Origin of the sequence: Pyxidicoccus xibeiensis (assembly GCF_024198175.1) — a bacterium.
GTDB classification, from domain to species: domain Bacteria; phylum Myxococcota; class Myxococcia; order Myxococcales; family Myxococcaceae; genus Myxococcus; species Myxococcus xibeiensis.
In genome coordinates this window covers 279,529-303,539 of record NZ_JAJVKV010000012.1, presented here as the reverse complement: position 1 = coordinate 303,539, position 24,011 = coordinate 279,529, and the positions used below count along the sequence as shown (strand labels likewise).

Sequence of the window (24,011 nt, the reverse complement as noted above, 5' to 3'; positions counted from 1 at the left end):
TGGTCTGCCTTTGAAAGCAAAGGGCAAGGGCCGGTAGCGTGGACGTCCCATGCTCCCAGCCCACGCCCTCATCGCCTACGCCCTGGCCCTCCTGCCTGGGGATGTCCTGCCGCTCCACTCCAGCCAGTGTGTCGTCCAGGAGCCCCTTCCCTCCTGGGCGGTGACGAAGTCCGTCGCCTCCGACTGCTCCCTGGAATCGACCGTCCCTGGCCCGCAGTGGCAGCCCACGACGCTGCGGCGCATCCCGGTGGTGGTTCACGTCATCGCGGATGGGCCGTGCACGAACGGCAACGTCTCGGATGCCCTGGTCCACAGCCAGCTCGCGGTCCTCAACGAGGACTTCCGCGCGCTGGCCGGCAGTCCGGGGGCAGGCGGGGCGGACAGCCAGATTGAGTTCTTCCTCGCCACCGTGGACCCCGCGGGCAACCCGACCACGGGCATCAAGCGCTACTGCAACACGACGTGGTACCAGGACAAGGGCAGCTACTGGCTCAGCATTGCGTGGGACACGACGCGCTACCTGAACCTCTATACGAACAGCGCCGCCGGCTCGCGCGGGTACGTGCCCTTCCTCCCCGCGGACCCGGCGGGCGCCGTGGGACAGCCGCAGGACCGGGTGGTCATCAACTGGCTGGCCTTCGGACGCCCCGGTCCGGTCTCCCCGTACCACCACGGGCGGACCGTCACGCACGAGGTGGGGCACTACCTGGGCCTGTTCCACACGTATTACACCGGGTGCGGCACGGCCACCGCGCCGGCCTGCTACACCACGGGTGACCGCATCTGCGACACCCCGCCCAACGCCACCTCCCACAAGGGCTGCACGGCGGGCATCACCAGCTGCAGCGGCGTGCCGGTCCCCATCCAGAACTACATGGAGCTGACGGACGACTCCTGCATGACGGGCTTCACCGCGGAGCAGGTGCAGCGCATGCGCTGCACCCTGGCCACCTACCGCCCGGACCTGGCGCAGTAGCGCGCGGCCGCTTCCCGGCGTCTCTTCATCTGGACTGGAGGGAGCGCTCCGTCCGCGGAGGGCCGCACGCTGGCGCTCGAGCATGCGGCCGAGGCAGAGGCCTCGAGGCCGCCGCGCTTCCGGCGGTAGTCCTTGAAGGACACGGGACACCGCCTCCCCCCCCGTGGAGACGGTGTCCCAGCGCCAGGCAGAAAAGAGCCGGGGCCTCGGAACCGGGCCGCCTCCGTCAGCGCACCTCGAACTCGTAGATGCGCGTCGCCGGGTCACCGTTCTGGGTCGGAGTGGTGACGTTGAGCCGGATGTAGCGCGCCGAGGTCGCGCTGATGGAGTGCGTCGAGGTGCTGGCGGTGTTGTTGGTCACCGTCACCGGGGTGCTCCAGCTGGTGCCGTTGGTGGAGGTCTGGATGGTGAAGGCCCGGGTGTTCCAGGTGCTCGCCTCGCCGCCCGCGCCGGCATGCTTGACGACGAAGCTGCGGACCGTCTGTGCAGAGCCCAGGTCGACCTGCAGCCAGGACGCAGCGGTCAACGAGCAGAACTTGTCGGTGGTGCCGCCAGAGACGCTGCCGTTGACCGCCTTGGCCGGCGTCTCGCTGCTGTTGCAGGCGCTGGAGCCGGTCGCCGGCTTGTTGAGCGCCAGGTTGACGTTGCCTGCACCGACGGAGACGGTCTGCGTCCGGGTGTGGCTGGCGCCGCCGTTGTCGGTCACCGTCAGGCTGACGTTGTAGTTGCCGGCGCTGGCATAGACACGGCTGGGGTTCGTCGCCGTTGAGCTGCTGCCGTCGCCGAAGTTCCAGCTGCGCGAGGCGATGGTGCCATCGCTGTCGCTGGAGGCGTCGGTGAAGGTCGCGACCAGTCCGCTCACGCTGACGCCGAAGTTGGCCACCGGCGGGGTGTTGCCGCTGACCGCGGTGTTGATGGCCGCCGCGTACTGCGCCGTCGTCCCCTGCGACCAGCACTTCTGGATGTCGTCGTACAGCCACATGAAGCCGCCGCTGATGCCAGCGGTGCTCTTCCAGCCGCTCATCCGGCTCTGCACCGTGGCCGGGCTGTCGCCGCTGCCGCAGCCGGTGCCGTGGCGCGACCAGAGCCCCGGGTCGACGGTCATGCCCATGGCGGTGTTCCAGCTCGCCGGATTGTTGCCGGCGCCGCCGTCGTACACCTGGAGGTAGATGGCATCGACCGCGCTGCCGAGGTTGTCCTTGAGGCTCCGCCAGAAGCTCTGCTGGGTGTAGGGCGCGAAGGTGATTTTGTAGCCCTGGCCGATGAGCATCTGCCCGAACTGGGTGGTCGGCGCGAGGTCGTAGGCGCTCTCGTCGTCGAAGTTGACCGCGTCGGCGCCGGTGGCGGCCTTCAGCGCCTGGAAGTTGCGGTACAGGATGCTGTTGCTGCCGGTGCCGCAGACGAGGGTGCTGCCGCAGCCGGCGGCGGTGCCGTTGACCAGCCTGGCCATGCGCTCGAAGTCGGGGACGCTCCAGGCGCCAATCGACACCTCGATGCGGTTGACCGAGGTCGGCGCTGTCTTGAGCGTGGCCAGCCGCGTCGGCCAGGCCGGGTCACCGATATAGGCGCCGTTCCGGACCACCGGGATGTCGTTGTAGACGAGGTCGCCGTTGTCCTCGATGTGGAAGCTCCACAGGATGACGGTGGTGAAGCCCGAGCCGCGCAGGTCGTCCATCACCGCGGTGCCGCCGGAATAGAACGGGCCGCCGCCGTAGATGGCCGAATCCGCCTGGGCCACCGGGGTGAATGCGGCCAGGGCGAGGGCGGTGAGCGCCGACCAGGCGCGGCGGGCGGGACGGAGGCGGGACGAGAGTGGCTTCGACTTCGACATGGTGCGCTCTCCTGCAATGAGTGTCTTGGACACAAGGGCATCGATGCGCGGTTAAATCCGAGTGTCAACGTCTGTCGCGATTTGAGCAGGGTAAGAATCTTCCAAGCCAGACAGGGCCAGCTTCGTGCGACTTGCATACATACCGACCGAACGGTATGAAGGTCTTCATGCCACGGCCGACGAGACAATTTCCTGAACGCGGCGATGCCAGGACGCGCCTTCTCGAGGCGGCCGTCGAGACGATTCGCACGAAGGGCTTCACCGCGACCTCGGTCGACGAGCTCTGTCAGGCCGCCGCGGTGACGAAGGGCTCGTTCTTCCATCACTTCAAGAGCAAGGAAGACCTTGGCGTCGCGGCCGCCCGGCACTGGGCAGAGACGACGACGGCCTTCTTCGCGAGCGCCCCCTACCACGCGCCGGACGACCCGCTCGAGCGCGTCCTGGCCTACGTGGCCTTCCGCAAGTCCATCATCCAAGGGGAGCTGGCGGAGTTCACCTGCCTGGTGGGCACGATGGTGCAGGAGGTCTACGCCAGCTCGCCAGCCATTCGCGACGCCTGCGGCGAGAGCATCTTCGGCCATGCCGCCACGCTCGAGGCGGACATCGGCGCCGCCATGAAGGCCCGGCGCGTCTCGGGCGACTGGACGGCCGAGAGCCTGGCGCGTCACACCCAGACGGTCATCCAGGGCGCCTTCGTGCTCGCCAAGGCCGGAAACAGTGCCGCGCTCGCGCGCGAAAGCCTCGACCACCTCGACCGCTACATCCGCCTGCTCTTCGGCCGCCCCCACAAGGAGAAAGCGCTGTCATGACCCAGACCACGCAACTCGGCTGCGCCTGCGGGCGGGTCCGCCTCGAGGTGGAGCGAGCGCCCATCGTCACCGCCGAATGCCATTGCAACAGCTGCCGTGAGGCCGGTGCCAGGCTGAAGACCCTTCCCGGGGCGCCGCCGTTTCTGGAAGCCAACGGCGCGACGCGCTTCGTTCTCTACCGCAAGGACCGCGCCCGCTTCCTCGAGGGCACTGACGTCCTCAAGGCGTTCCGCCTCACGCCCAAGTCGACGACCCGCCGGGTCGTCGCCATCTGCTGCAACACGCCCGTCTTCCTCGAGTTCAAGGGCGGCCACTGGCTCAGTCTCTATGCCAGCCTCTGGCCCGCGGGAACGCGGCCCCCAGTCGAGCTGCGGACGATGACGAGCGACCTTCCGGCCGGCTCGGTGCTTCCCGATGATGTCCCGGCAGGGACGTGGCAGTCGGTCTCCTTCTTCGCCAGGCTCTTGGGCGCGTGGATTGCCATGGGGTTCCGGAGCCCGGACCTCGCCTTCGTCAAAGGCGAGCTCCAGGTCTGACGCCCACGACGTGCTCACGCAGGGGCGGATGACTCTGCCGGGGACTGCGGTGCTCTCGGCAGCGTGAGCGTCACGCGCGTGCCTCCTTCGGGCCCGCTGTGGAAGCCGAGCGTGCCGCCATGGGCCTCCACGATGCGGCGCACCAGAGTGAGCCCCAGCCCCACGCCGCCGGTGTCCCTCGTGCGGCTACGGTCCGTGCGGAAGAAGGGGGCGGAGAGGCTCGGCAGGTCGGCGGCGCTGATGCCGATGCCCCGGTCCTCCACCTCCACGTGGACGGCGCCCGCGTCCGCACGGGCCCGCAGCGTCACCGGGCTGCCGGGCTCCGAGTACTTGCGCGCGTTGTCGAGCAGGTTGTGCACCGCGCGCCGCAGGAGCACCGCGTCCCCCTCCAGCGCCGGCAGCCCGGGGGCCAGCTCCAGGTGGAGCGGGCACTCGCGGTGGCCCTGCTGGAAGCGCTCGGCGGTGTCGCGCAGGAAGTCGGCGGGATTCAGGGCGCTGCGCTGGACGCCGAGGCCGGGCTGCCCGGCCTGGTTGGCGGCGAGGTCGAGCCTCGCCATCTGCAGCACGCCGTCCACCAGCTGTTGCAGCTCGCCGAGGTCGCGGCGCAGCTCCGGCAGGCGCCTGGCCAGCTCGTCCGGCTGGCCCTCCTCGACGAGGTCCAGCGTGACGCCCAGCCGGGCCAGGGGCGTGCGCAGCTCATGGGACACGTTGGCCAGCAGTTCCTTCTGGCCCCGGATGAGGGCCTCCATCCGCCCGGCCATCTCGTCGAACGTGCGCCCCAGCTCCGCCACCTCGTGACGGCCCTTCAGTCGCGCGCGGGCGGCCAGGCGGCCCTGGCCGAACTCCCGGACCACCGCCGTCAGCCGCTCCAGCGGCGCGGTGAGCGCCCGCGCCATCGGGAAGGCCAGGCCCGCCAGCACGAGCAGCTCGAAGACCAGCATGCCGGCCATGAACTCTCTCGTCGTGAAGCGACGCGGGTTCTGCGTCACCACGTAGCCAGCGAGCGTGTCGCCATGCCACACGGGGGTGACGTAGTACACGAAGGTCTCATCCTGGAAGAACCACAGCTGCCGGTCCATCAGGTCGCGCAGCGCCTCGGCCGTGAGGGGCTTCACGGGAGGTTGGCCCCACAGCTTCTCGTCCCTCAGATAGCGCAGCTCCTTGGCCGTGAGTGGCTGCAAGGGAGGCTGGACCGACGAGGCCAGCAACGCTCCACCGGGTCCGTACAGGGTGGCCCGCGTGCCCTTCGCGGCGGCGGGCGGCCCCAGCTCCCGGGCCAGCGATGGAGACTTCGCGCTGGCCAGCTCGGCCAGGCGCAGGGCCTCCATCCGGAACTCCGTGACATCCATGGTGAGGGAAGACGTCGCCCTGAGGGCCCCCGGGAGCGCCACGGATGAGCCCACCAGCATCAGCAGGCCATACGCGTAGATGCGCCAGAACATCCGGCGCGGCCGGGGCACCTTCCCGCTCACGGGCCGTCTCCCTGCTCCAACACGTAGCCCACGCCGCGCACCGTCTTGAGCAGCCGGGGATTGCGCGCATCGTCTCCCAGCTTCTGGCGCAGCCGGGACACGTGCACGTCGATGGCACGGTCCACCGGCCCCTCCAGGCCGCCGCTCGCCAGCTCCAGGAGCTGCTCGCGAGACAGCACCCGCCCGGCCCGCTCCGCGAGCGCGCAGAGCAAGGAGAACTCGTGCTGCGTGAGCGCCAGCTCCTGCCCGTTCAGCGCGGCCCGCCGGCCCGCCCGGTCCAGCGTGAGCGGCCCCACGCGCAGCACGTCGCGCGCCGGGCCCAGCAAGCCTCGGCTGCGGCGCACCTGCGCGGTGATGCGCGCCAGCAGCTCGCGCGAGGAGAAGGGCTTGGACACGTAGTCGTCCGCGCCCAGCTCCAACCCCATCACCCGGTCCGCCTCTTCGCCGCGCGCGGTGAGCATGAGGATGGGCACCGCCGAGCGCGCCCGCAGCTCGCGACACACGGTGAGCCCGTCCTTCCGGGGCAGCATGACATCAATGAGGATGGCATCGAAGGTGCGCCGCGCCGCCTCGGCCAGCCCGCGCTCTCCGTCGTGCGCACAGCAGGTCCGCACGCCGTGGCGCTCCAGGTACTCGGCCGTGAGCCGGGCCAGGTGTGTGTCGTCCTCGATGAGCAGGACCTCGATGGGGGCCTGCGGCGCCGTGGAGCCTGTCATGGCCATAACCTAGCGCGCCGTGGCCGCCCCTTGCGCCTTGGGCGCCTCTGCCGCGACAGGCGGAGGGCCAACGCCCACCAGGGCGAGCGCGCGGGGGCTGAAGTCCATGAAGAAGACGGACTCGTCGGGCCTCGGCCCGGACTCATTCGGCGGGGTGAACATCCGCACCACGACCAGCCGGTGCTCGGGGACGACGAGCACGTACTGCCCGAGGTCTCCATTGGAGTTGAAGCCCACGAGGGGGCCCTTCTCCACGGTGGCGTGCCTCAGGTTGCGCCCGCGCACCTCCTTCTTGAGGGCCGGCAGCCGCGAGCCCAGCGCCTCGAAGTAGGCCTGCGAGTCCGTGAAGGTCCGGCCCTTCAGCGGGGTCATGTCCTGGATGAGCGCGTCGGGCACACCCGCCTTCTTCCACGCGTCGAGGAGCGCGTCGTCCACCGAGAGCCGCACCCAGGCGTACTGGGGCCACCACAACAGTCCTCCGGGGGAGAACACGCCTTCTCCCGGCGTCGTGGCCTGCTTCACCCACTCGGCCGGCAGGAGGCGGCGCCCCAGCCACAGGCCACCGTCGAGCATCAGCTGCCCGAGCTTCGCCAAATCTCGCGGCCGGAGCTGCACGCCCGCCATGACCTGCGGGTTGCCCGCATCGTCCAGGCTCCAGCTGAAGTCGGTGATGCCCATGAGCCGGAAGAGGGCGTCCGAGAGGTAGCGGTCCAGCCGCTTGCCCGACACCTTCTGGACGACGGCGGCCAGCAGGTTGACGGCCTTGTTGTTGTAGCGGAAGGAGGTGCCCGGCGGCTCGGTCAGCTCCGCCGCCAGGGCGAGCTTCACGAAGTCCGGGCTCCGGTAGATTTCCTCCGTCGTCGGGTCCGACTGGAGCCCCGACGTATGGGTGAGCAGGTGGCGCAGGGTGATGTCCTTCTTGCGGCCCTGGTTCCACTCCGGGAAGTACGTGTGCAGGTGCACGTCCAGGGACGCAATCTTCCCATCCGCCAGCAGCTTCAGCACCGCGAGCCCCGCGACGGACTTGGTGACGGACATCGCCTCGATGCGCGCGGGGGCGTGGCCGAAGGACCACTCGCCCACGAGCTTCCCGTTCTTCACGATGACCACGGCGCTCGACTTCGATTCCTCGGCGCGCTGGAGGAACTGCCGCAGGGCCTCGGGGTCGATGCCCTCCGCCTCGGCCGAGCCGGCGCGCGGAAGGTCCGGTGGCGCCGCAAAGGCCGCGGGGGCCCGCAGCAGGAGCGCGGTGGCGAGGAGCAGCAAGGGCACGAAGCGGAGTGAATGCGGATGACGGGACATGGAACCTCCCTGGGCCCGAAGGCCGGTTGGACGGTTCGCACTCCACGCTCCGCATGTCTCGGGCGTATGTGCCGCGTGTAAACGAATGTAACGGGCGCGCTCTTTTCGTCTGACGAGCGGGACCCTTTTCACATCCACCTCTCAGGGAGAGGTCATCTCCCTGAGAGGTGTCTCAACAATTCGTCATGCTACAGGTTGGGCTCTTGAGGGAGTGAGACCTTCAATCTCCCCCAGACTTTATTGAGACCACCTCCATCACGGCTCCTAACGACTGAAGTTCACACTTGAGGAACTCCATTTCAACTCTGGTTCCGTCCGCAATTCGCCCAGGAATCCGCCGGGACAGTGCACTTGTGGCCGCGAGCTCCAATCCCAGCACCTCGCGAAGCTTGCGGAGCAAATCCACCTTCCGCAAGCCTGCGTTTACAACGATGAGTTCCCAGTGGCCATTCGCCGCATAGAACAGGGGCTTCCACTCTGGTGGTACGCCCCTGTCATCTGCTTCGAAGCTCGAGCCGCAGTTCAGGCACGTGAAGGAGGAAGCAGAGCGAACGCCGGTGGAGTCGAATGAGAGCGCATGCACGATTTTCTGGGATGCGTTGCACTGGGGACACGTATATGGCGCACTCACCGACTCGTATTTCACAGGAAGCTCCTCAGAATCCCCGCATCTGCATGTACCGCCGCACGGTTTCCTCGAACTTAGCCTCAAGGGCTTTGTTCGCATGGTGGCCAAATATACCACGACTCCACCACCGATGGTGTAGCTCCTCATGGACAATTGTATCAATCAACTCGCGCCGTGACTTGAATGCATGGGGACCAATCTGGGTGCCCGTATCCTTCAGCGAGATCCCGAACCTGCTCAATAAAGGATTGAACCGGGGGTAGAACGTCAAGCGGAGGTTTGGGAGGTATCGACCAATTGTCTCCCGAATCATTGCGTTGCGAACGACTCCTGTCCGTCCCGTGAATTGGCTCAAATCTTTGACGTATTCAGCAAACTTGGGCAGCCCACGTCCCCCCGAGCCTTCGATGCTCCCCCATAGCCTTCCGGCGACTCTACCCGCTGAAGTCACCATGGGCGTCACAGCCTTGAACGCGAGCCCCACCACCTTCACGTAGGCGAGGGAGAGCCCCACCTTCGCCACGTCGCTGACTAGGTCATCGGTATTGCCCCGCATCACCGACAGCATCAGGTTGAGCGACGTGGTGCCGAGGCCCACGTAAGGGACATAGGACCACCTGGTCTCACGCAGCCAGTGCTGGAGGTCCCCCAGCTGCTGGTCGCTCATCGCGAACAGGCCGCGCCCATCTCCCACGCAGAACTTGCATGAGGACTCGACGTACCCCGGTTCGATGCTGCCGTTCTGGTCCGCGCCACCCGCGATGGCTGCCGGGCCGTTGTTCCCCTGCCCGGCCCCGCTGCCGATCCCCGTTCCCGAGCCAAGAGCGCCGCAGTCACCGGGGTTCGCCGAACCGCAGATCTGCATCCCTTCGCCCTCCTGCGTCAGCCAGGTGCCCATGACGCTCGTGGACTCCGTGGCCGTGAACCCGCTGGGGTCGACGTAGCGCAGGGGGTTGTTGAGGACGTAGCTGTAGCGGTTGAACCCCTGGCTGGAGAAGGGCGCCTGGACCACCGGGTCGCGAGTCAGGAAGCGCCCCACCGTCGGGTCGTAGAGCCGCCCCTTCATGTTGACCAGCCCCGCCTCGTCGTCCCACTCGTGGCTGGTGAAGCCCCGACGCACGTCGCTGGCCGTGGAGGCCGGCGCCAGCGTCGGGTCATCCACCCGGCCCTGCGCACCGAAGGGCTGGTACTTGCGCTGCTCCAGCACGCTCCCAGCCTCGTCCGTCACCGTCTCCACCGAGCCCAGGTGGTCGTGCAGCAGGTACGAGGTGACAGGCGTGGCGCCGCTGCTCGCGGCCAGCGTCACCTGGGCGACCGCCCGGCCCTCCGCCATCACCTGGAAGACGTGCGACTCGACTCCCGCCTTCCTGCGCTTCTCATAGAGGCCCCCCGCCACGTACAGGGTGGAATCCCCATTGCTGTGCTGCTTGAACGTGCGGCGCTGGAGCGCGTCGTAGGTGAACGTCAGCGTGCCCTGCTGCGTCTCCAGCGTCGAGGGCAGGTTGAAGGCGGTATAGGTGATGCGGCGGAAGCGTCCCGTCGCGGCCTCGCTGGCCTGCGTCTGGTTCCCTCCCTTGTCATAGGTGAACGTCTCCTTCAGCGTGCGGAAGGCCGGGTCCGTGCTCACGCCGGTGATGGCGTGCTCCGGCGCAGTCAGGGCTCCGTACTGGAAGTAGAGCTGCTCCGTCTGGGTGCCATTCCGGACGACCCGCCTGGAGGTGAGATTGCCCGGGCTGTCGTAGCCGTAGTCGGTGACGGTGTTGTTGCAGCCCGCCTGCACCGTCCAGCGCGTCAGGCGGTCCACGCCGTCATACTGGAAGGACTCCGTCACCTGCTTCAGGTTGTCATGACGGCTGCGCAGGCTGTCATCCGCGTTGTAGCTGTACGCCAGCGACTGGACGAGCGACCCGGCCGCCCTGCGGGACTCGATGAAGCGCAGGCGTCCGCGGCCGTCATAGCGGTTCCACGTGGTGATGGCGTTGCTCCCCCGCGTCTCGACAAGCAGACGGCCGGCGGCATCCCGGTCCTTGGCGCGCCAGAACTCGGCGCCATTGGAAGCGTCTCGCACGGCCTCGGGATAGCCTGTGGCTGTATAGGTCTGCCGCACGGCCAGCCGGGAGCCGCTGGGACCTGCCGGATACCAGGTGACGTCCGGACGTCCAAACCCGTCGTAGCTCTGGTCTACGGGATGGGTGGCGCCGTTGACCATCAGCGCCTCCTGCGAGAGGCGCCCCAGCGTGTCATAGGAGTAGGCCGTGACCACATCATCCGTGGTCGTAGGCGTGGTGTGCTCGTTCACCGCCCTCGTCAGCGCGCCAGTGCCATTGGGAGCGGTGTCCCAGACGAGCCGCGTCTGCCTATCCTTGTTGTTGATGAGCACCTCGCGGCCCAGACTGTCATAGGCGTAGGACGTCCGGACACCGGCTGCGTCCGTCTCCTCCCGGATCTCGCCGAAGGCATTGTAGGCAGTGACGAGCGCTGCCAGCCTGGGTTCCCAGAGCTTCGTGCGGCGGCCGAGCACGTCGTACTGCATGAAGGTGGGTGCATTGCTCGTGCTTTCCGTCAGGTCCAGCACGCCGAATGGCCCGTAGTAATACGCGGTGATGAGATTCGAGGAGGACGGATCCCGCTGCTCATCCACCCGCTCCACCTGCCCCAACGGGTTGCGATAGATGGACGTCTTGGCTCGCTTCTCGTCATAGGCAGTGGTGGTGCGCCACTCGTGGATCCACTCCTGGAAGGTGCCATCCGGGTTCGTCTGCTTCAGCATCCGCCCCAGGTTGTCGTAGGTATAGGTCGTGACCTTCTCGGGTTCACCATCGTACCGGGGCTGCGTGGTGCGCCAGGTACGCCCGAAGAAGTCATAGGCCGTGGAGGCGCGGCTCCAAGAGCCGTCGGCGGCCTGGACGCTGCGGGAGACTTCCCGGTCCCAATGGTCCAGCTTCTGAACCAGCGTGGGGCTGCCGTCCCTCCTGACAGTGATGCGGGTTCCCGGGGCCTCACGCTGGTACTCCACCCAGAGCGTGGCACCCGCGGAAGCGCCTCCCTCCCGGTATGGAGCCGTCTCCATCCGCAGGCGCCCGAAGCCGTCATAGGCGTTCCGTATGCGCACGCCGTTGGGGTCCTCGGTGAGCGCCATCACCCCAAGTCCCGGGTGGTATGCAACGTCGGTACGGTGGCCGGCGGCGTTGAAGATGACGGAGGGGAAGAGCTTCTCGAAGACGTCGTAGTAGACCTGCTCCACACGCGGAGGTGCCTCTCCGGAGTCCTTGGCCTCAACCGAGGTCACCTGTCCGGTGGCATCCCGCCCGTAGGTCGTGACGAGCTTCGTGTCCACGTCACCCTCCGGCTCCGTGGTGACCCGCCAGAGGAGGTTGGACTCCGGGCAGGAGGCTTCGGGACAGTACTGATAGGTGGTGGTGCGGGACGTGTGCCGTCCGTCTGGAACGGGCTCCGAGGGAGGAGTGTAGGAGGTGACCGTCTCCCGCCGGACGCGGCCCAGCACCCAGCTGGATGGATGGTTCTCCACCTCGAGCCAACGTTCCATCTGTGTGGCTTCGAAAGCATTCTCCTCCGTGCGCACGTCGGTGAAGAACGTCGTGGGGTTGCCGTAGCCGTCGCACTGCTGGGACTGGCGCTTCCACGAGATGGTCCCCAAGGTCCCATCCTTCTCCGAGACGGTCGTCGCCGTAGGACAGAGGAACCGGGTGCGGCCCTCCGGAGCGGTGCGTGGCTCGCGGGTGAATGTGGTGGTGACGGTATGGGTGCGTCCCGTCAGGGGCGTGGCGACCTCTTCCTGCTTGGGAAGGAACGCGTGCAGGTACAGCGTGCCGGTCCGCGTGGTGTTGTCGTAGACGGTCGTCGTCACCGCGTTCGTCGCCTTGTCGGTGACGGTGCGGAGGGAGAAGCCGAGCCACCCGCGGCCCCGGAGGTCCGTCCGCGCGCCCTGGTAGCTGAGCACGTACCAGTGGAAAAAGGCATCCGGGCCCTCAAGCCCGTTGTCCGCCATGTACGCGCTGACGGCCCACATGCTCCGTCCCCCGCAGTACTGGGGATAGGTGCATGTGCCAGGCGTGTAGTTGCCCTCCAGCACCCCCAGCGCGCGGTGCTCGAAGGAGACCCACTTGCCATGGCCATCCGAGGCGCGGCGGAGCAGGTCCGGCTTGAGCCCCTGGCGCAGGTGCACCACGAGCTGACTGCCCGACGTGGTCCCGGCGACCTGGATGATGTCCTGCAGGCCGTCACCGTTGACGTCGCCCAGCCGCGTGAGCTTCTGACCCCAGCCGGCCCCCTCCAGCTGCGTATACGAGCCCTGCGGTGAGACGGAGCCATCCCCCGTGCTCATCCCCACGGGCAGGCTGGTGAGCTCCTTCGCGGTGAAGCCAGCGCCGGTCGACAGCAGCACGGTGAGCTTCGTCCGGTGGGTGCCTCGGTCGTTGTAGGCGTCCGTCAGCAGCAGGTCCTGCCGGCCATCCATGTTGTAGTCGAGGATGCGCATGCCGTTGTCGACGAAGCGGCCCGTCTCGCGCCACTGCGAGGGGCCGGGCATGGACCCCTCGGGGATGGAGAGCGTCTGCGGGGCCAGGAAGCCGCTGCCGGTGTTGATGGCCAGCCGGAGCTGGCGGGGAACGCCATCATGCGGCTGCCGCTCCTTGTGCAGGGTGAGCGCATCCGGCAGCCCGTCCCCCGTCACGTCCACCAGCCACATGTTCCGGTAGTGGTAGGGCCCGCCGAACTCGTAGTCCCACGGCAGCGCCGACAGTGTCGTCTCCGTCTCGCGCCGGCTGCCATCCGGGTTGATGCCCACCGCGGTGTAGTACCCGGCGAACCCGTCTGGGCTGCGGGACTGGGTGTTGGGCAGCATGTCCGGCTTGCGCAGCAGCACCTCGGCGGCGCCGTCGCCGTCCACGTCGGCCACGAAGCCGGAATGGTCCACGCCGGAGCGGAAGCCGAGGGCGGTGTAGCCTGGGAAGCCCAGGCTGCCGGTGGTGCCCAGCTGGTTGAGCCGCCAGGCCCACTCCGTGGCCACGCTCGTGCTCGCGTTGCTGGGCCGCCAGGAGCGAAGCAGGTCCGGCAGGCCGTCGCCGCTGAGGTCGGCTACCTGCACACCCGGGGGCTTCACGCTCGCCGTCGTCGTGCCGCACACGGAATACGTCTCGTTGCCATCCGTGAGGACGGACGTGAAGTTGGAGCCGTTGTAGCGGTAGATCTGGAAATGGCCGTTGATGCCACGGTTGCAGTCGGTCCGGTTGAGGGCGACGACGTCCGTCTTGCCGTCCATGTCCATGTCGACGGTCGACAGGTCATCCTGCGAATCACCGACCTGCGAGCTGGGCAGGTTGACCGTGGTGTAGTCACCGAATCCCGAGCCATTGCTCAACCGCAGGCGCCACTCCGCCGGGGAGTAGCCGGCGGTGGAGGAGAAGCGCATGAAGCGGTAGAGCAGGTCGTCCCTGCCGTCTCCATTGACGTCCGCGACGTGCAGGTTCCAGAAGTCGCGGGCCTTGTACTGGAGGGCGCCCGACGTGTCGGTGACGTAGCCGTTGGCAGCGACGTCCGTGATGCCCGTGTTGAGGGTGAAGAACTGCTCGGAGCCCAGCTCCCAATCGAGCGTGGTGCCCACCTTGCACACGTTGCCGTTGTCGCACTCCAGGACGTACTTGAGCAGGCTCCGACCGGAGATGCTGTCGTTCCGGTACACGAGCGCGTACGTGCGCCAGCGAGTACTCGGGCCCAGCTCCCATTCGGAGACCGGCACGTCCGGCGCGTACATGTCGATCTGGACCAGACGCGAGGCCGAGCGCAGCTTCAAGCCCGCCACGTAGGACTCGTCCACATCTCCGGGCTCGTAGAGGAACTCCACGCGACGACGGGGCGTGGCCACGGACGCGTCCGTATAGGAGCCCGTGTAATCGATGCTCTTCAGCTGGTGCTCGTAGCCCGCGGTCTGGTCACCCAGCAGGTCGTAGTTGAGCCGCATGTAGTTGCCCTGCCGGTCCTTCACCTCGGACAGGGCCCAGGCGTAGCGCACTCGCTGGAGGGTGTCCGTGTTCACGCCCGTGGGCAGCGCCCGCGTGGGGAGGACCCGTATCCCCTCCAGAAAGGCGCCGTACGTGAAGATGCGCCCGTCCTTCTGACGCACCTCGAAGTAGTCCGGACCATTCGTCGTGGTGCTGGCGGAGAGCGTCACTCGGGCGAAGTTGTCGACCTCGGTGCGGTACACGCTCCCGTGGGCGCCGTACTGCGTCGTCTCGGGGTTGAGGTGGATGAGCCGGGCGCCGTCCAGACACAGGGCATCCGTCCTGTCGAAGCGCACTTGCGCCACCACGCCGTCCTGCGCCAGCGTCTTGCGGCAGCGGGTGATGCGGGAGAGCGTCCCGCTCAGCGTGAAGCCCATCCCGGCCAGCCCCATGCCGGAACGGCTGTGGTAGCTGAGCGCGAGCTCCGGTTCCATCCCGGCACGTCCCGGAGGCACCCACAAGGGCAGCCGGTAGGTCGCCGCACCGTCCGCGGTGACCGAGTACGTACCCTCGGTGGCACCCGCCGCGAGCCCACCAATGGCGTTCGTGTCCAACACCGTTCCGGGCGGAGCCAGCAGTCGCTCATCATCGCTCAGCCGGTTCGCCGAGACCTCCACCCGGGCCACGCCGTCGCCGCCGTCCGAAGCGGGGCCGCAGGAGCCGAGGAGGCTGGCGCCATACAGGCCGAGCATGCACAGCGAGAGGACTCGCTTCTTCCTGCCGTCCTTCTTTCGAGGAAACTCTGATGTCATGTGAATGTCCTGGGTGTCTCGAGAGACGACGTCCGTCGTGCGCCTCATCGCTGCTGCTCTTCTTGCGGGGAACTGGTGGTGCCGCCTTGACAGACGCCGGAGCGGCATCTGCCGCCCCCGGGGCAGCCGCCGCAGCTCACGGTCCCGCCACATTCGTTGCTGGCAGTGCCACACTCCATGCCTTCACAGGCATCCGGGTTCGGCGTGCAGCCGCAGACGTTGGGGATACCGCCGCCGCCACAGTAGGTACTGCCAGGGCAGGTGCCACCGCAGGTGTGGGTACCACCGCAGCCGTTGGACACCGAGCCGCAGTTCCTCCCATAGCAGGCGGTGGACTGCGGGATTGGCGTGCAACCGCAGACGTTCGGCGTGCCGCCGCCCCCGCAGGTCTGCGGGCTGGTGCAACCCCCGCAGGGCCAGAAGCCGCCGCACCCGTCGGGCACCTGGCCGCACTTGCCGCTGCACGCGGTGGCCTGGGGGATGGGGTCACATGCACAGACGTTGGCAACCCCTCCGCCGCCACAGGCCTGGCCACTCGGGCAGGTGCCGCAGTTCAGCGTCTTGCCACAGCCATCCGAAAGGGCGCCGCAGTTCTTGCCCTGAGCCTGGCACGTGGTGGGCTGGCAGCACGCCTGCACCACGTCCACTTGGCACACGTCGCCCTCTAGCCCGCTGCTTCCTTCATCGATGGCGCCGTCACAGTCGTCGTCCCGCCCGTTGCAGGCCTCCGCTCTGCCCGAAGCTCCGTCAGGGATACCATCCCGGTTGTCGTCGCATCCGTTGCACTCGATCTCTCGCGAGGCAGTCGCAGGCTGACAGGGCCCAATGGAGCCGTCCTGCTGGCAGACGGAGCGACCACCCGACCCGCACGGGTCACAGGCCTTGGTGCTGCCCGCGATCCAGTTGCATGAAGCCCCCCCCGCCGCGCACTGGCTCACGCCGCCACAGCCACTGGCCATGGTGCACGACAGGCCGGACAGGCCCTCGTCCACGGCCCCGTCGCCATCGTCGTCACAGTTATTACACAGTTCCGACCGCTTCGCGGAGCAGGAGCCAGGGATGGTGCTTCCAGAGGCATTGCACTGAAGAGTGCCGCTGCGCCCGCAGACCGAGCACGAGACGGTGGATACCCCCGAGAACGAACAGGGCCCCCAGGCCGTTCCTTCACAAATCTTCGTTCCCCGGCACCCGTTGGACAAGCACGAGGTGCTCTCCCCGTCGATGCATGCGGCATGGGCGTCTTGGATTGTCGGGAGACCTAGACAAAATATGAGAATGAGCGCACACCGCGCGAATGAGCGAAGCAGGAGCATGGTAGGGATGGCGGGGATGGATGGGTGGGACCGACAACAGACCCGGTGCAAGAGACGCACCATCGCCCCATGCTTCCGACAAGCCTTCGTGGCGCCTATGCAGTACCAAGACACCCGTCCGGATTTCGAGCCTCCCGTCCTGAAACGTGGACGGGGGCTGGCTTGTGTCGCGCCCTCCCCTGTGCAGCATCCCAGTTACAATTCCGATGCGCCCCGCCCGCCCCGCGCTGCTCGCCCTCGTGGTCCTCCGACGCTGAGATCGACGACCACTTCGTCGTGGGCTACGGGCTGGACTACTCCGAGGTGTACCGGAACCTGCCGTTCATCGGGTGATGAAGGGAAAGTAGGACGGTAGGGCCCATCTCCGGCTGCCATGTGAATCCGGCGGTGACGCTCGGGTTGGTGCTCATCGGGAGGATGGAGTCCCGGTATGCGCTCGGCTACGTGGTGGCCCAGTGCCTGGGCGCGGTCCATTGTAACGGGCGCGCACCTCCGGGCTTCGACTGACTTTTTTGGGATGCGGACCGGGCCACTCCTTCTTTTCCGTCCAGGAGCCCGGGGCTGACCCGGGCCGACTTACGCCTGAGATGGCATGGGAGCCCGTCATGCTGGACGCGAACATCAAGACGAAGAAGTACGTTCCTCCTCCCGCCTCGACTCCGGCGTCCGGGACCGGCACGACGACCTCGGACACGCCGAAGAAGCAGGGGGGCAGCCCGGCCCTCCGGGAGGCCACGACCAAGGCGGAAAAGGCCCGGACGACCGCGGCGAAGAAGCAGCAGGAGTCGCAGGCCGCGAGCCGGAAGGCGACGAGCGCCCAGGAGCGGCAGAAGACGCTGCAGGGGAAGCAGGATGCGCTGCACCGGGAGCTGGACGCGCACGGCGGCAAGTGGGCCCCCTCGGTGGAGCGACAGAAGACGGAGGCCCTGAAGAAGAGCCAGAAGGACCTGGACGCGGCCACCCGGACCGCCACCAAGGCGCAGCAGGACGCGGAGGCCGCGCGCCAGGCGGCCGTCACCTCGGCCAATGAAGCCCTGGCGGCCCAGAAGGCCGCCAACGCCCAGGCCGCCCGGGAGAACGTGGCTCCACCCTACCCCCTCGCCGACAAGGTGACGGACGGGTTCGACGCCACCCGGAAGCTGTCCGCGGCAGACCAGCGCAAGCTCTTCGGCGCCCCCCAGGCCGCCTCGCCGCGGGAGGCCGCCCAGGAGGACGCGAAGCGCGTGGCGCGGGCGCTGGCCCCCCCGAAGTCGGACCCCAACGACCTCGGGAACTCGCTCAAGCCCGGCAAATTCGCCCCCCGAGCCGAGGCCGCCAGCAAGGAGCTGGCCGCCCTGCTCGAGAAGGGCACGAGCCCCGAGTACCGCAAGGCACTGCTCGAGGCCGTCAAGCCGCAGCTCGAGACCATTGGCGGCACGCTGTCGCAACCCGCCGACGCCAGCGAGGACTCGGCCTCCGGCAAGGAGACGGCGGAGGCCCTGGGCAAGGCGTCCAGCACCCTGCGGCCCGAGGAGCAACGCGCGCTCGCCGAGGGCCTGGCCTCGGGGATTGGCGCCGACGAGAAGCTCAGGCGGGGCACGAGCGAAGGCCTGCGCGAGAGCCTCCGGCGGGGCGAGGGCGGGGCCTTCTCCGTCCACCTCGCGACGGCCCTCGAGCGTGGTGGCAAGTCCAGGCAGGCCGAGCAGCTCACCCGGACCACCCAGGCCGAGGTGAAGGAGATTCGCGAGGACTTCGCGGAGAAGTCGAAGAAGGTCGAGGAGCTGAACGCCCAGGTCGCCCGGCTCGCCGCCAGCTTCGGCCCGGCGATGACGCAGCAGGAGCAGCAGAACGCCCTCAACGCCTTCAAGGCGCGCCACAAGGCCGAGTACGGCGCGCTCGAGGACGCGGCGAAGAAGCTGGAGGGCGCGCTCGAGGCCTCCAACGAAGTCCTCAAGCAGCCGGACTCCCCCCTCTTCAAGGGCAAGGATGGCGGGCTGCCCGGCTTCGCGGACGAGGCCCTGGAGACGCAGAAGCAGCTCAAGGGCTTCGTCGGGACGGACGTCGGCCAGAAGTTCATCGACGCGGAGGTGGCGAAGCAGGCCAACAAGGAGCCGTCCTTCCTGGACGGCGTCTCCCACTGGCTCAAGAGCCCCAAGCTGGGCAAGGACGCCCAGGACATCGCCAAGGGGCTGACCACGTCCGTCACCAAGGGGCTGGCGAGCGCCGCCATCAAGGCCGCGGCCAGCGGGGAGGACATCGCGGGCGCCAAGCGCGTCTTCGAGAACGTGCTCGGAAAGAACCCCGCCCTCTTCGGCGTCACAGCCGAGGACATGGACACGCTGAAGGGGCACTTCAACGACCTGCTGGACAACAAGAAGGGGGCCGCAGAGGCGCTGGACGGGGCGCTCCGCAAGCTCTCCGTCGAGCCGTCCGGCACGACGGGGGCCTCCGGGGCGAGCAGCGCACTGCGGGGGCTCGGCGTGGTGGCCGGCCTCTTCGGAGCCGCCAACAGCGTGACGGACGTCGCGAAGGGGCTCCAGGACGGCAAGGGCCTGGACCTCGGGAGCACGGCCAAGGCGCTGGGGGACACGCTCTCGGCCTCGGCGGACACCAGCCTCTTCGTGCTGGACGTCCTCGGGAAGAACACCCAGGCGGCAACCAAGGTGCTGGGCAAGCTCGGCCCCGCGGGCGGCGTGCTGGGCGCGGTCGGTGATGGGCTCGCCTCCTTCAATGCCTTCAGGAAGGGAGACCCTGTCGAGGGGCTCGCGAAGACGGCCTCCGCGACGGGCGGCGCCCTCCTGGCCGCCGCGGCGCTGTCGCAGTCCGTGCCCGTGGCGGGCCAGGTGGTGGGCGGCCTGCTGTTCGCGGCGGGCACGGGAGTCTCTCTCTGGAACGAGAGCCAGAAGCGCCAGGAGTCGCAGCAGGACACCCAGGCCTTCCTCCAGGGAGCGGGCTTCTCACCCCGGCTGGCCGAGCAGCTCAAGGACCCCGACACCGCGGTGAGCACCGGGCGCTTCCTCACGCAGTTGGCCGAGCGGCTCAAGACCACGCCGCAGGAGCTGCGCCAGCGGCTGGAGCGCGTCACCGACCGGAAGCAGCTCGACAGCTTCTTCTACGCGGTGGAGAAGACCCCGCGCGGCGAGGACGGACGGTACGTCGCCACGGATGAGACGCCCGGCAAGTACGACAGCCAGGGGTTTGCCGCGGGTGGGCATGGTGCCTCGCAGGCGTACACCGTGGCGGAACACTACCTGGAGAGCCTCGCGGACGCCGAAGCCTACCTGCGCAAGCAGGGCGTCCTCTTCTAACGACCGCGGGCCAAGGATGTCCAACCCTTGACCCGCACGCTTCAGGAAGGATGGGCGCGCCACCCTCGTGGCGCGCCTGTCCCGATGTCAGGCACCCGCCAGGTCAGGGAGCCGACTGCAGCGGCTTGCGCTCCTTCACGCAGGCCTGGATGAGCTCGAGCACATTCATGCTGCTGCCGCCGACGTCGAACCTCTGCTCCTTGACGTCGGGATACCGGTTCTCGAGGATGCGCCCCTCCGCGATGCACTCGTTGAACTGCGCGAGCGCCTCGCTCTTGCGCCCCTTGGAGAGCAGCGCCTTCGCCGAGTCGTAGGCCCGCTTCGGGCCATCCTGGAAGCGGAGCTGCGCGTCGGCCTTCTTCTGTGGCGCCTGCAGCGCCTCTGCCTTCTGCGCGCACTGGGCCATCACGTCCTGGGGCCGGGTGGGGCTCCCGCCCACGAGCACGTCGACCGTCGCGAGGCTGGCGTTCTCCTTCACCATCCTGGCACCGTCGTCCTGGCAGGCCTTGAGCTTCTCCAGCGCGCTCGCGTACAGCGCCTTCCGCTTGCGCAGGTCCGCCGAGGCCGCGGCCGACTCCGACTCCGTGCTGGCGGCAGCCAGGGCCTCACCGGTGATGCGGCGCAACGCCCGCGCCTGCCGCGCGAACTCGAGCGCCTCCACCAGCTTCAGCCACTCGGCGCGCGCCCGCTCCGCGTACGCCGCGTAGCCCGCGTCCTGCCGCTCCAGCTCCGCGCGCGCCTCGAACAGCTGCATGATTTCGTCCACGCTCTTCGAGGCCGTCTCCACGTCGGCGTCGGTCGCCGAGACGCGCTTCGCGGTCTCCAGCTTCTCCTTCGTCGCGGCCAGCCGCTCGGTGAGGCGGGCGCGGGCGTCCGCCGCGGCCAGCACGGTCTTCCGCCGGTTGATGCGCTCGCTCAGCTCCGCCATGCGCTCCTTCGTCTCCTTGGCGTAGATGGCGTAGTCGCGGTCCTTCTTGGTGAAGTGGGCGCCAGCCTCCAGCACCGTGCCAATCTGCTTGACGGCGTTCTCCGCCTCCTGGAGCTGCGCCTCCGTGGGCGCCTCCTTCTGGACCTGGGTGACCAGGGCCGCGGCGTTCTTCCGCGCCTCGTCGACCTTCACGCGCTGCTGCTGCAGGTCGACCTCGTACCGGCGCCGCTCCATCGTCACCCGCCCGTCCTTGAGCAACTGCCGCGCCTCGGCGGCGGCGGGGCTGATGGCGGGGTTCTTCGCGTGCACCGTCTCGAGCGTCTTCTCCAGGACGACCAGCGCCGTCTTCGCCTCCTCGAACTGCTCGGCCGTCACGGCCCGCTTCTCGAGGTTGCGCAGGGCCTGCATGACGTCGGCGCGAGCCGCGTCGAGGCTGCGCACCTGGAGGGCCACCTCCACCTCGACGAGCGTGTTCTTCACCTCGGTGAGGTACTGGCCAATGGCCTGGCTCCGCGCGGCCTGCGGCTCGTACTTCTCCACCAGCTTCCGGACGACGAACGCCGCCGTCTTGGCCTCGCCGAGCTGCTCGGGCGTGGGCCTCCTCGCGCGCAGCGCCTTGGCAGCGGCGACGAGCTCCTCATGGGGAGGCCCCAGCTCCGCCTTGACCCGCGAGACGCCCGCCTGCACCACCAGCTCGTCCATCCGGCGCCGGGCCTGGGTGATTTCAGCGCGAGCCTTGTCCGCCTCCGCGCGATACGCCCTGTCGCGCTCCTCGAGCGGCTTGCCCTCGTCGAGCTGCTTCTGCAGCGCCACCACCGCCTTGTCGACGGCCGCGAACTTCTCGTCCGACCAGGCCTTGCCCAGCTCGGTGAGGTTGGTGGACAGCGCCTTGCGGCTCTCGTCCAGGAGCCCGCGCTGCTTCTGGGCCGACTGCTGCAGCCACCGCTCGTCGAGGGTCTTCGCGTGACGGGCGAGGGTCGCGTCGACCTCGGTGAGGTACGCGGCGAACTTCGGGTCCTGCTTCGTCAGGGGCCGGCCCTCCTCCGCCAGCTTCTTGACCGCCTCCACCGAGGCCCGGGCCTCGTCCATGGCCTTGGGGGCGGGGTCCTTCTCCGTCAGCTTCGCCATGCGCTCGTTCAGGGGCGTGAGCGCGCCGTCGATGCGGCGGCGGAACTCGTGGATGTGGACCTTGGCCCGGCGCTCGTCGACGTACTCGCGGTGCGTCCGGAGCTCCCTCCGGGCAGCGAGGACCGTCTTGGCGTACTCGAGGTCCTCCGTCTCGAAGCCCGCGCCCGCAGTGAGCGCATCCTTCAGCGCTTCCACCGCCGCGACGGCGGCGTCGAGGTCGGCGTTGGCCGGCGGCTCCTTCTCGATGCGCTTGACGGCCGTCGCGAGGGCAGCGCGAGCACTCTCGACTCGCTTCGAGGCCTCCGAGACGGACCTCGCGGTGCCAGCATCCGGCGACGCGGCAGAGGCCTCGGCGGAGGCGAAGAGGAAGAACCCGACCAACACCAGGACTGAGGTACGTACCATTCAGGCCAACCTACTACAGCGAGGCAGATGGGACGGAGCGAGAACGCTCCGGCGTGAAGGCCGGGCGTTGGCAGGTAACAGCGCGGCCTGCCAGCCGCTCGGAGGCGGCGTTGCCGTCCTGGACGCGGAGGCACTCGATGTCGAGGCCGCCGCAGTGCTCGCCTGCATCCGCTGCAGGGCCGTGCCGTGGCATGTAGCACCCGCCGGCCCAGGCCGCCCGCCTGGCGCTGCACGGCCCCTCCGCCCCCCGGCACGGGAGCTTCGGGGGCCGTGGCGGCTTCGCGCTACGGCGTGACCGTCGTCGACAGCGACACGCCCGAGAAGCTCGCGTAGCCGTGCAGCATGACGTACAGGGGGCCCGCGGCAGGCGAGTTGAGGGTGCAGGTCTCCGCGTTGCCGGTCAGGTAGGGCGCGCAGTCATACACGCTGAGCGTGGGCAGCGCGCCGGCCCGGACGTAGAGGTCCACGTCGCCGGTGCCCCCACTGGTGGTGAAGGTGACCCGCGTGGTGCCCGCCGGCACCTCGAGCCGGAAGAAGCGCACGTCGCCTGGCCGGTTGGCGATGCCGCTGACGGTGGTGCCGCCCCTCAGCCGCGAGCCGATGAAGCCCGTGTACAGCAGGCGGTCCGGCGTCGGCGCCGTGGGCGTGGGGGTGAGCGCGCCGGTGGTGGCCTGACTCGTGAGCATCGACGCCACCGAGGCGGGCGTGGCCGTGGGGAACACCTCCAGCCAGAGCGCCGCGGCTCCGGCGGCGACCGCCGCGCCCACTCCGCCGCCGATGGTGTTGGTGGCGGTGTCGCTGGTGTGCCAGCCCCCCGTGATGCCGTCTCCCGGTGAGAAGAGGTCCAGGCAGCCGCCGAAGTTGGAGAAGGGCGCCACCGCGTCGGTGTTCCTGGAGAACCCCACGGTGATGAGCTCGGGCATGCGCGCGGGCGACGAGGTGCACGCGTCCACGGACCGGATGCCGGCGGTGCCCACGTAGGTGACGCCCTGGGCGATGGAGTTGCGGACCCCCGCCTCCAGCGTGGTGTTGACCGTCGTCATGTTGAGGTTGAGCAGGGCCACCGCCGGCTTGATGTGCTGGAGGGTGACCCAGTCCACGCCAGCGAGGATGTTGGAGAGGGTGCCGCCGCCACCGCAGTCCAGCACGCGCACCGAGTGCAGCCGCGTGCCCTTGGCGACGCCGTGGGTGTTGCCTCCGATGACGGTGGCCCAGTGGGTGCCCACGCCGTTGCAGTCGGTGTGGCCCATGCCGTCCGGGACGTTGTTGAAGTCCGCCGTGGCCCGGCCGCCCAGGTCGGTGTGGGTGGTGCGGATGCCAGTGCTGATGAGGTAGGTGTGAACGCCCGCCCCTGTACCGAAGTACATGTACTGGCTGTCGAGCGGCAGCGTGCGCTGGTCGATGCGGTCCAGCCCCCAGTTGCTCGGCGAGGACTGCACGAGGGAGTCGCGCACCACCGCATCCTCCTCGATGGAGGCCACCGCCGGATGCCGGGCCAGCTCGAGCGCCTGGGCCTCCGTCGTGCGCACCGAGAAGCCCCGCAGGGCCTTCTGGTACACGTGGAGCACCTGCCCACCGTGCTTCGACGCCAGCGCCTCCGCCAGCGCGGGCACGTCATCTGGCGCGCCCTCGGCCGGGGGCGTGAGCACCACCACGTACTGGCCAGGGACGGGAAGCTCCGCTCGCAACAGCCGGGACGTCTGGCCTGTTGCCTCGGCGGGCGCCTCTCCCGTGGAGGGCTGCTCAGACTCGGGATGACAGGCGGACAGCGCCAACCACGGTAGCAGCATCAGGGAACGTCGAGCGTTGCGCATGGACTGTTGCTCCTGGTGACAAGGTTCACCAGGAGTAACGTCATGCTCCGAAAACCGTCAAGAATGCCTGCACGCCAGCAGGCACGGGCGAACA

General features: G+C 68.6%; 13 protein-coding genes. 5 read left to right on the top strand and 8 right to left on the bottom strand.

The features are described from left to right. Positions 1-49: 49 nt before the first annotated feature. Positions 50-976, top strand: a complete 927-nt coding sequence (locus LXT23_RS38065) for a zinc metalloprotease (protein WP_253985335.1) — start codon at positions 50-52, stop codon at positions 974-976. Between the two features lie 226 nt (positions 977-1,202). On the opposite strand, the gene LXT23_RS38060 is transcribed toward LXT23_RS38065, so the two are convergent. Beyond that, positions 1,203-2,807: a PKD domain-containing protein gene (locus LXT23_RS38060; protein WP_253985334.1), complete on the bottom strand. Its 1,605-nt coding sequence runs from the start codon at positions 2,805-2,807 to the stop codon at positions 1,203-1,205. A gap of 155 nt (positions 2,808-2,962) precedes the next feature. Here LXT23_RS38060 and LXT23_RS38055 point away from each other — a divergent pair, with 155 nt between their 5' ends. Then, positions 2,963-3,616: a TetR/AcrR family transcriptional regulator gene (locus tag LXT23_RS38055; RefSeq protein ID WP_253985333.1), complete on the top strand. Its 654-nt coding sequence runs from the start codon at positions 2,963-2,965 to the stop codon at positions 3,614-3,616. Then, complete coding sequence (locus LXT23_RS38050; protein WP_253985332.1) at positions 3,613-4,152, top strand: GFA family protein; 540 nt, start codon at positions 3,613-3,615, stop codon at positions 4,150-4,152. Before LXT23_RS38055 ends, LXT23_RS38050 begins: the two co-directional genes overlap by 4 nt. Before the next feature lie 14 nt (positions 4,153-4,166). Here LXT23_RS38050 and LXT23_RS50485 read toward each other — a convergent pair whose 3' ends face one another. From LXT23_RS50485 to LXT23_RS38025, 5 genes are all read right to left on the bottom strand, one after another. Then, positions 4,167-5,624, bottom strand: coding sequence for a sensor histidine kinase (locus tag LXT23_RS50485; RefSeq protein WP_253985331.1), 1,458 nt, complete (start codon positions 5,622-5,624; stop codon positions 4,167-4,169). After that, positions 5,621-6,340, bottom strand: a complete 720-nt coding sequence (locus tag LXT23_RS38040) for a response regulator transcription factor (RefSeq protein ID WP_253985330.1) — start codon at positions 6,338-6,340, stop codon at positions 5,621-5,623. The genes LXT23_RS50485 and LXT23_RS38040 overlap by 4 nt, the downstream gene beginning before the upstream one ends. Positions 6,341-6,349: 9 nt before the next feature. Beyond that, a complete protein-coding gene (locus LXT23_RS38035; protein WP_253985329.1) occupies positions 6,350-7,642 on the bottom strand; it encodes a serine hydrolase domain-containing protein in 1,293 nt (430 codons plus the stop codon). A gap of 220 nt (positions 7,643-7,862) precedes the next feature. Further along, positions 7,863-8,288: a hypothetical protein gene (locus tag LXT23_RS38030; protein ID WP_253985328.1), complete on the bottom strand. Its 426-nt coding sequence runs from the start codon at positions 8,286-8,288 to the stop codon at positions 7,863-7,865. A 10-nt stretch (positions 8,289-8,298) separates the two neighbouring features. After that, positions 8,299-15,042: an RHS repeat-associated core domain-containing protein gene (locus LXT23_RS38025; protein ID WP_253985327.1), complete on the bottom strand. Its 6,744-nt coding sequence runs from the start codon at positions 15,040-15,042 to the stop codon at positions 8,299-8,301. A 1,673-nt stretch (positions 15,043-16,715) separates the two neighbouring features. Here LXT23_RS38025 and LXT23_RS38020 point away from each other — a divergent pair. Beyond that, the gene (locus LXT23_RS38020) at positions 16,716-16,862 is read left to right on the top strand and encodes an aquaporin (protein WP_323379127.1); all 147 of its coding nucleotides are present in this window, start codon (positions 16,716-16,718) and stop codon (positions 16,860-16,862) included. 98 nt (positions 16,863-16,960) lie between these two features. Further along, on the top strand, positions 16,961-19,642 hold the full coding sequence (locus LXT23_RS38015; protein ID WP_253985325.1) for a hypothetical protein: 2,682 nt from the start codon (positions 16,961-16,963) through the stop codon (positions 19,640-19,642). Positions 19,643-19,745: 103 nt separating this feature from the next. On the opposite strand, the gene LXT23_RS38010 is transcribed toward LXT23_RS38015, so the two are convergent. Together LXT23_RS38010 and LXT23_RS38005 are read right to left on the bottom strand one after the other, a co-directional pair. Next, entirely contained in the window at positions 19,746-22,103 is a 2,358-nt protein-coding gene (locus tag LXT23_RS38010) for a hypothetical protein (RefSeq protein ID WP_253985324.1), read from the bottom strand. 284 nt (positions 22,104-22,387) lie between these two features. Further along, positions 22,388-23,917, bottom strand: coding sequence for a pre-peptidase C-terminal domain-containing protein (locus tag LXT23_RS38005; RefSeq protein WP_253985323.1), 1,530 nt, complete (start codon positions 23,915-23,917; stop codon positions 22,388-22,390). Positions 23,918-24,011: the final 94 nt, after the last annotated feature.

Excerpts from the sequence above, each read along its gene's own strand:
- LXT23_RS38010 (WP_253985324.1), bottom strand. The coding sequence starts at position 22,103 with ATGGTACGTACCTCAGTCCTGGTGTTGGTCGGGTTCTTCCTCTTCGCC.
- LXT23_RS38050 (WP_253985332.1), top strand. The coding sequence starts at position 3,613 with ATGACCCAGACCACGCAACTCGGCTGCGCCTGCGGGCGGGTCCGCCTC.
- LXT23_RS38015 (WP_253985325.1), top strand. The coding sequence starts at position 16,961 with ATGCTGGACGCGAACATCAAGACGAAGAAGTACGTTCCTCCTCCCGCC.
- LXT23_RS38035 (WP_253985329.1), bottom strand. The coding sequence starts at position 7,642 with ATGTCCCGTCATCCGCATTCACTCCGCTTCGTGCCCTTGCTGCTCCTC.
- LXT23_RS38040 (WP_253985330.1), bottom strand. The coding sequence starts at position 6,340 with ATGACAGGCTCCACGGCGCCGCAGGCCCCCATCGAGGTCCTGCTCATC.
- LXT23_RS38025 (WP_253985327.1), bottom strand. The coding sequence starts at position 15,042 with ATGACATCAGAGTTTCCTCGAAAGAAGGACGGCAGGAAGAAGCGAGTC.
- LXT23_RS38055 (WP_253985333.1), top strand. The coding sequence starts at position 2,963 with ATGAAGGTCTTCATGCCACGGCCGACGAGACAATTTCCTGAACGCGGC.
- LXT23_RS38060 (WP_253985334.1), bottom strand. The coding sequence starts at position 2,807 with ATGTCGAAGTCGAAGCCACTCTCGTCCCGCCTCCGTCCCGCCCGCCGC.
- LXT23_RS38065 (WP_253985335.1), top strand. The coding sequence starts at position 50 with ATGCTCCCAGCCCACGCCCTCATCGCCTACGCCCTGGCCCTCCTGCCT.
- LXT23_RS38005 (WP_253985323.1), bottom strand. The coding sequence starts at position 23,917 with ATGCGCAACGCTCGACGTTCCCTGATGCTGCTACCGTGGTTGGCGCTG.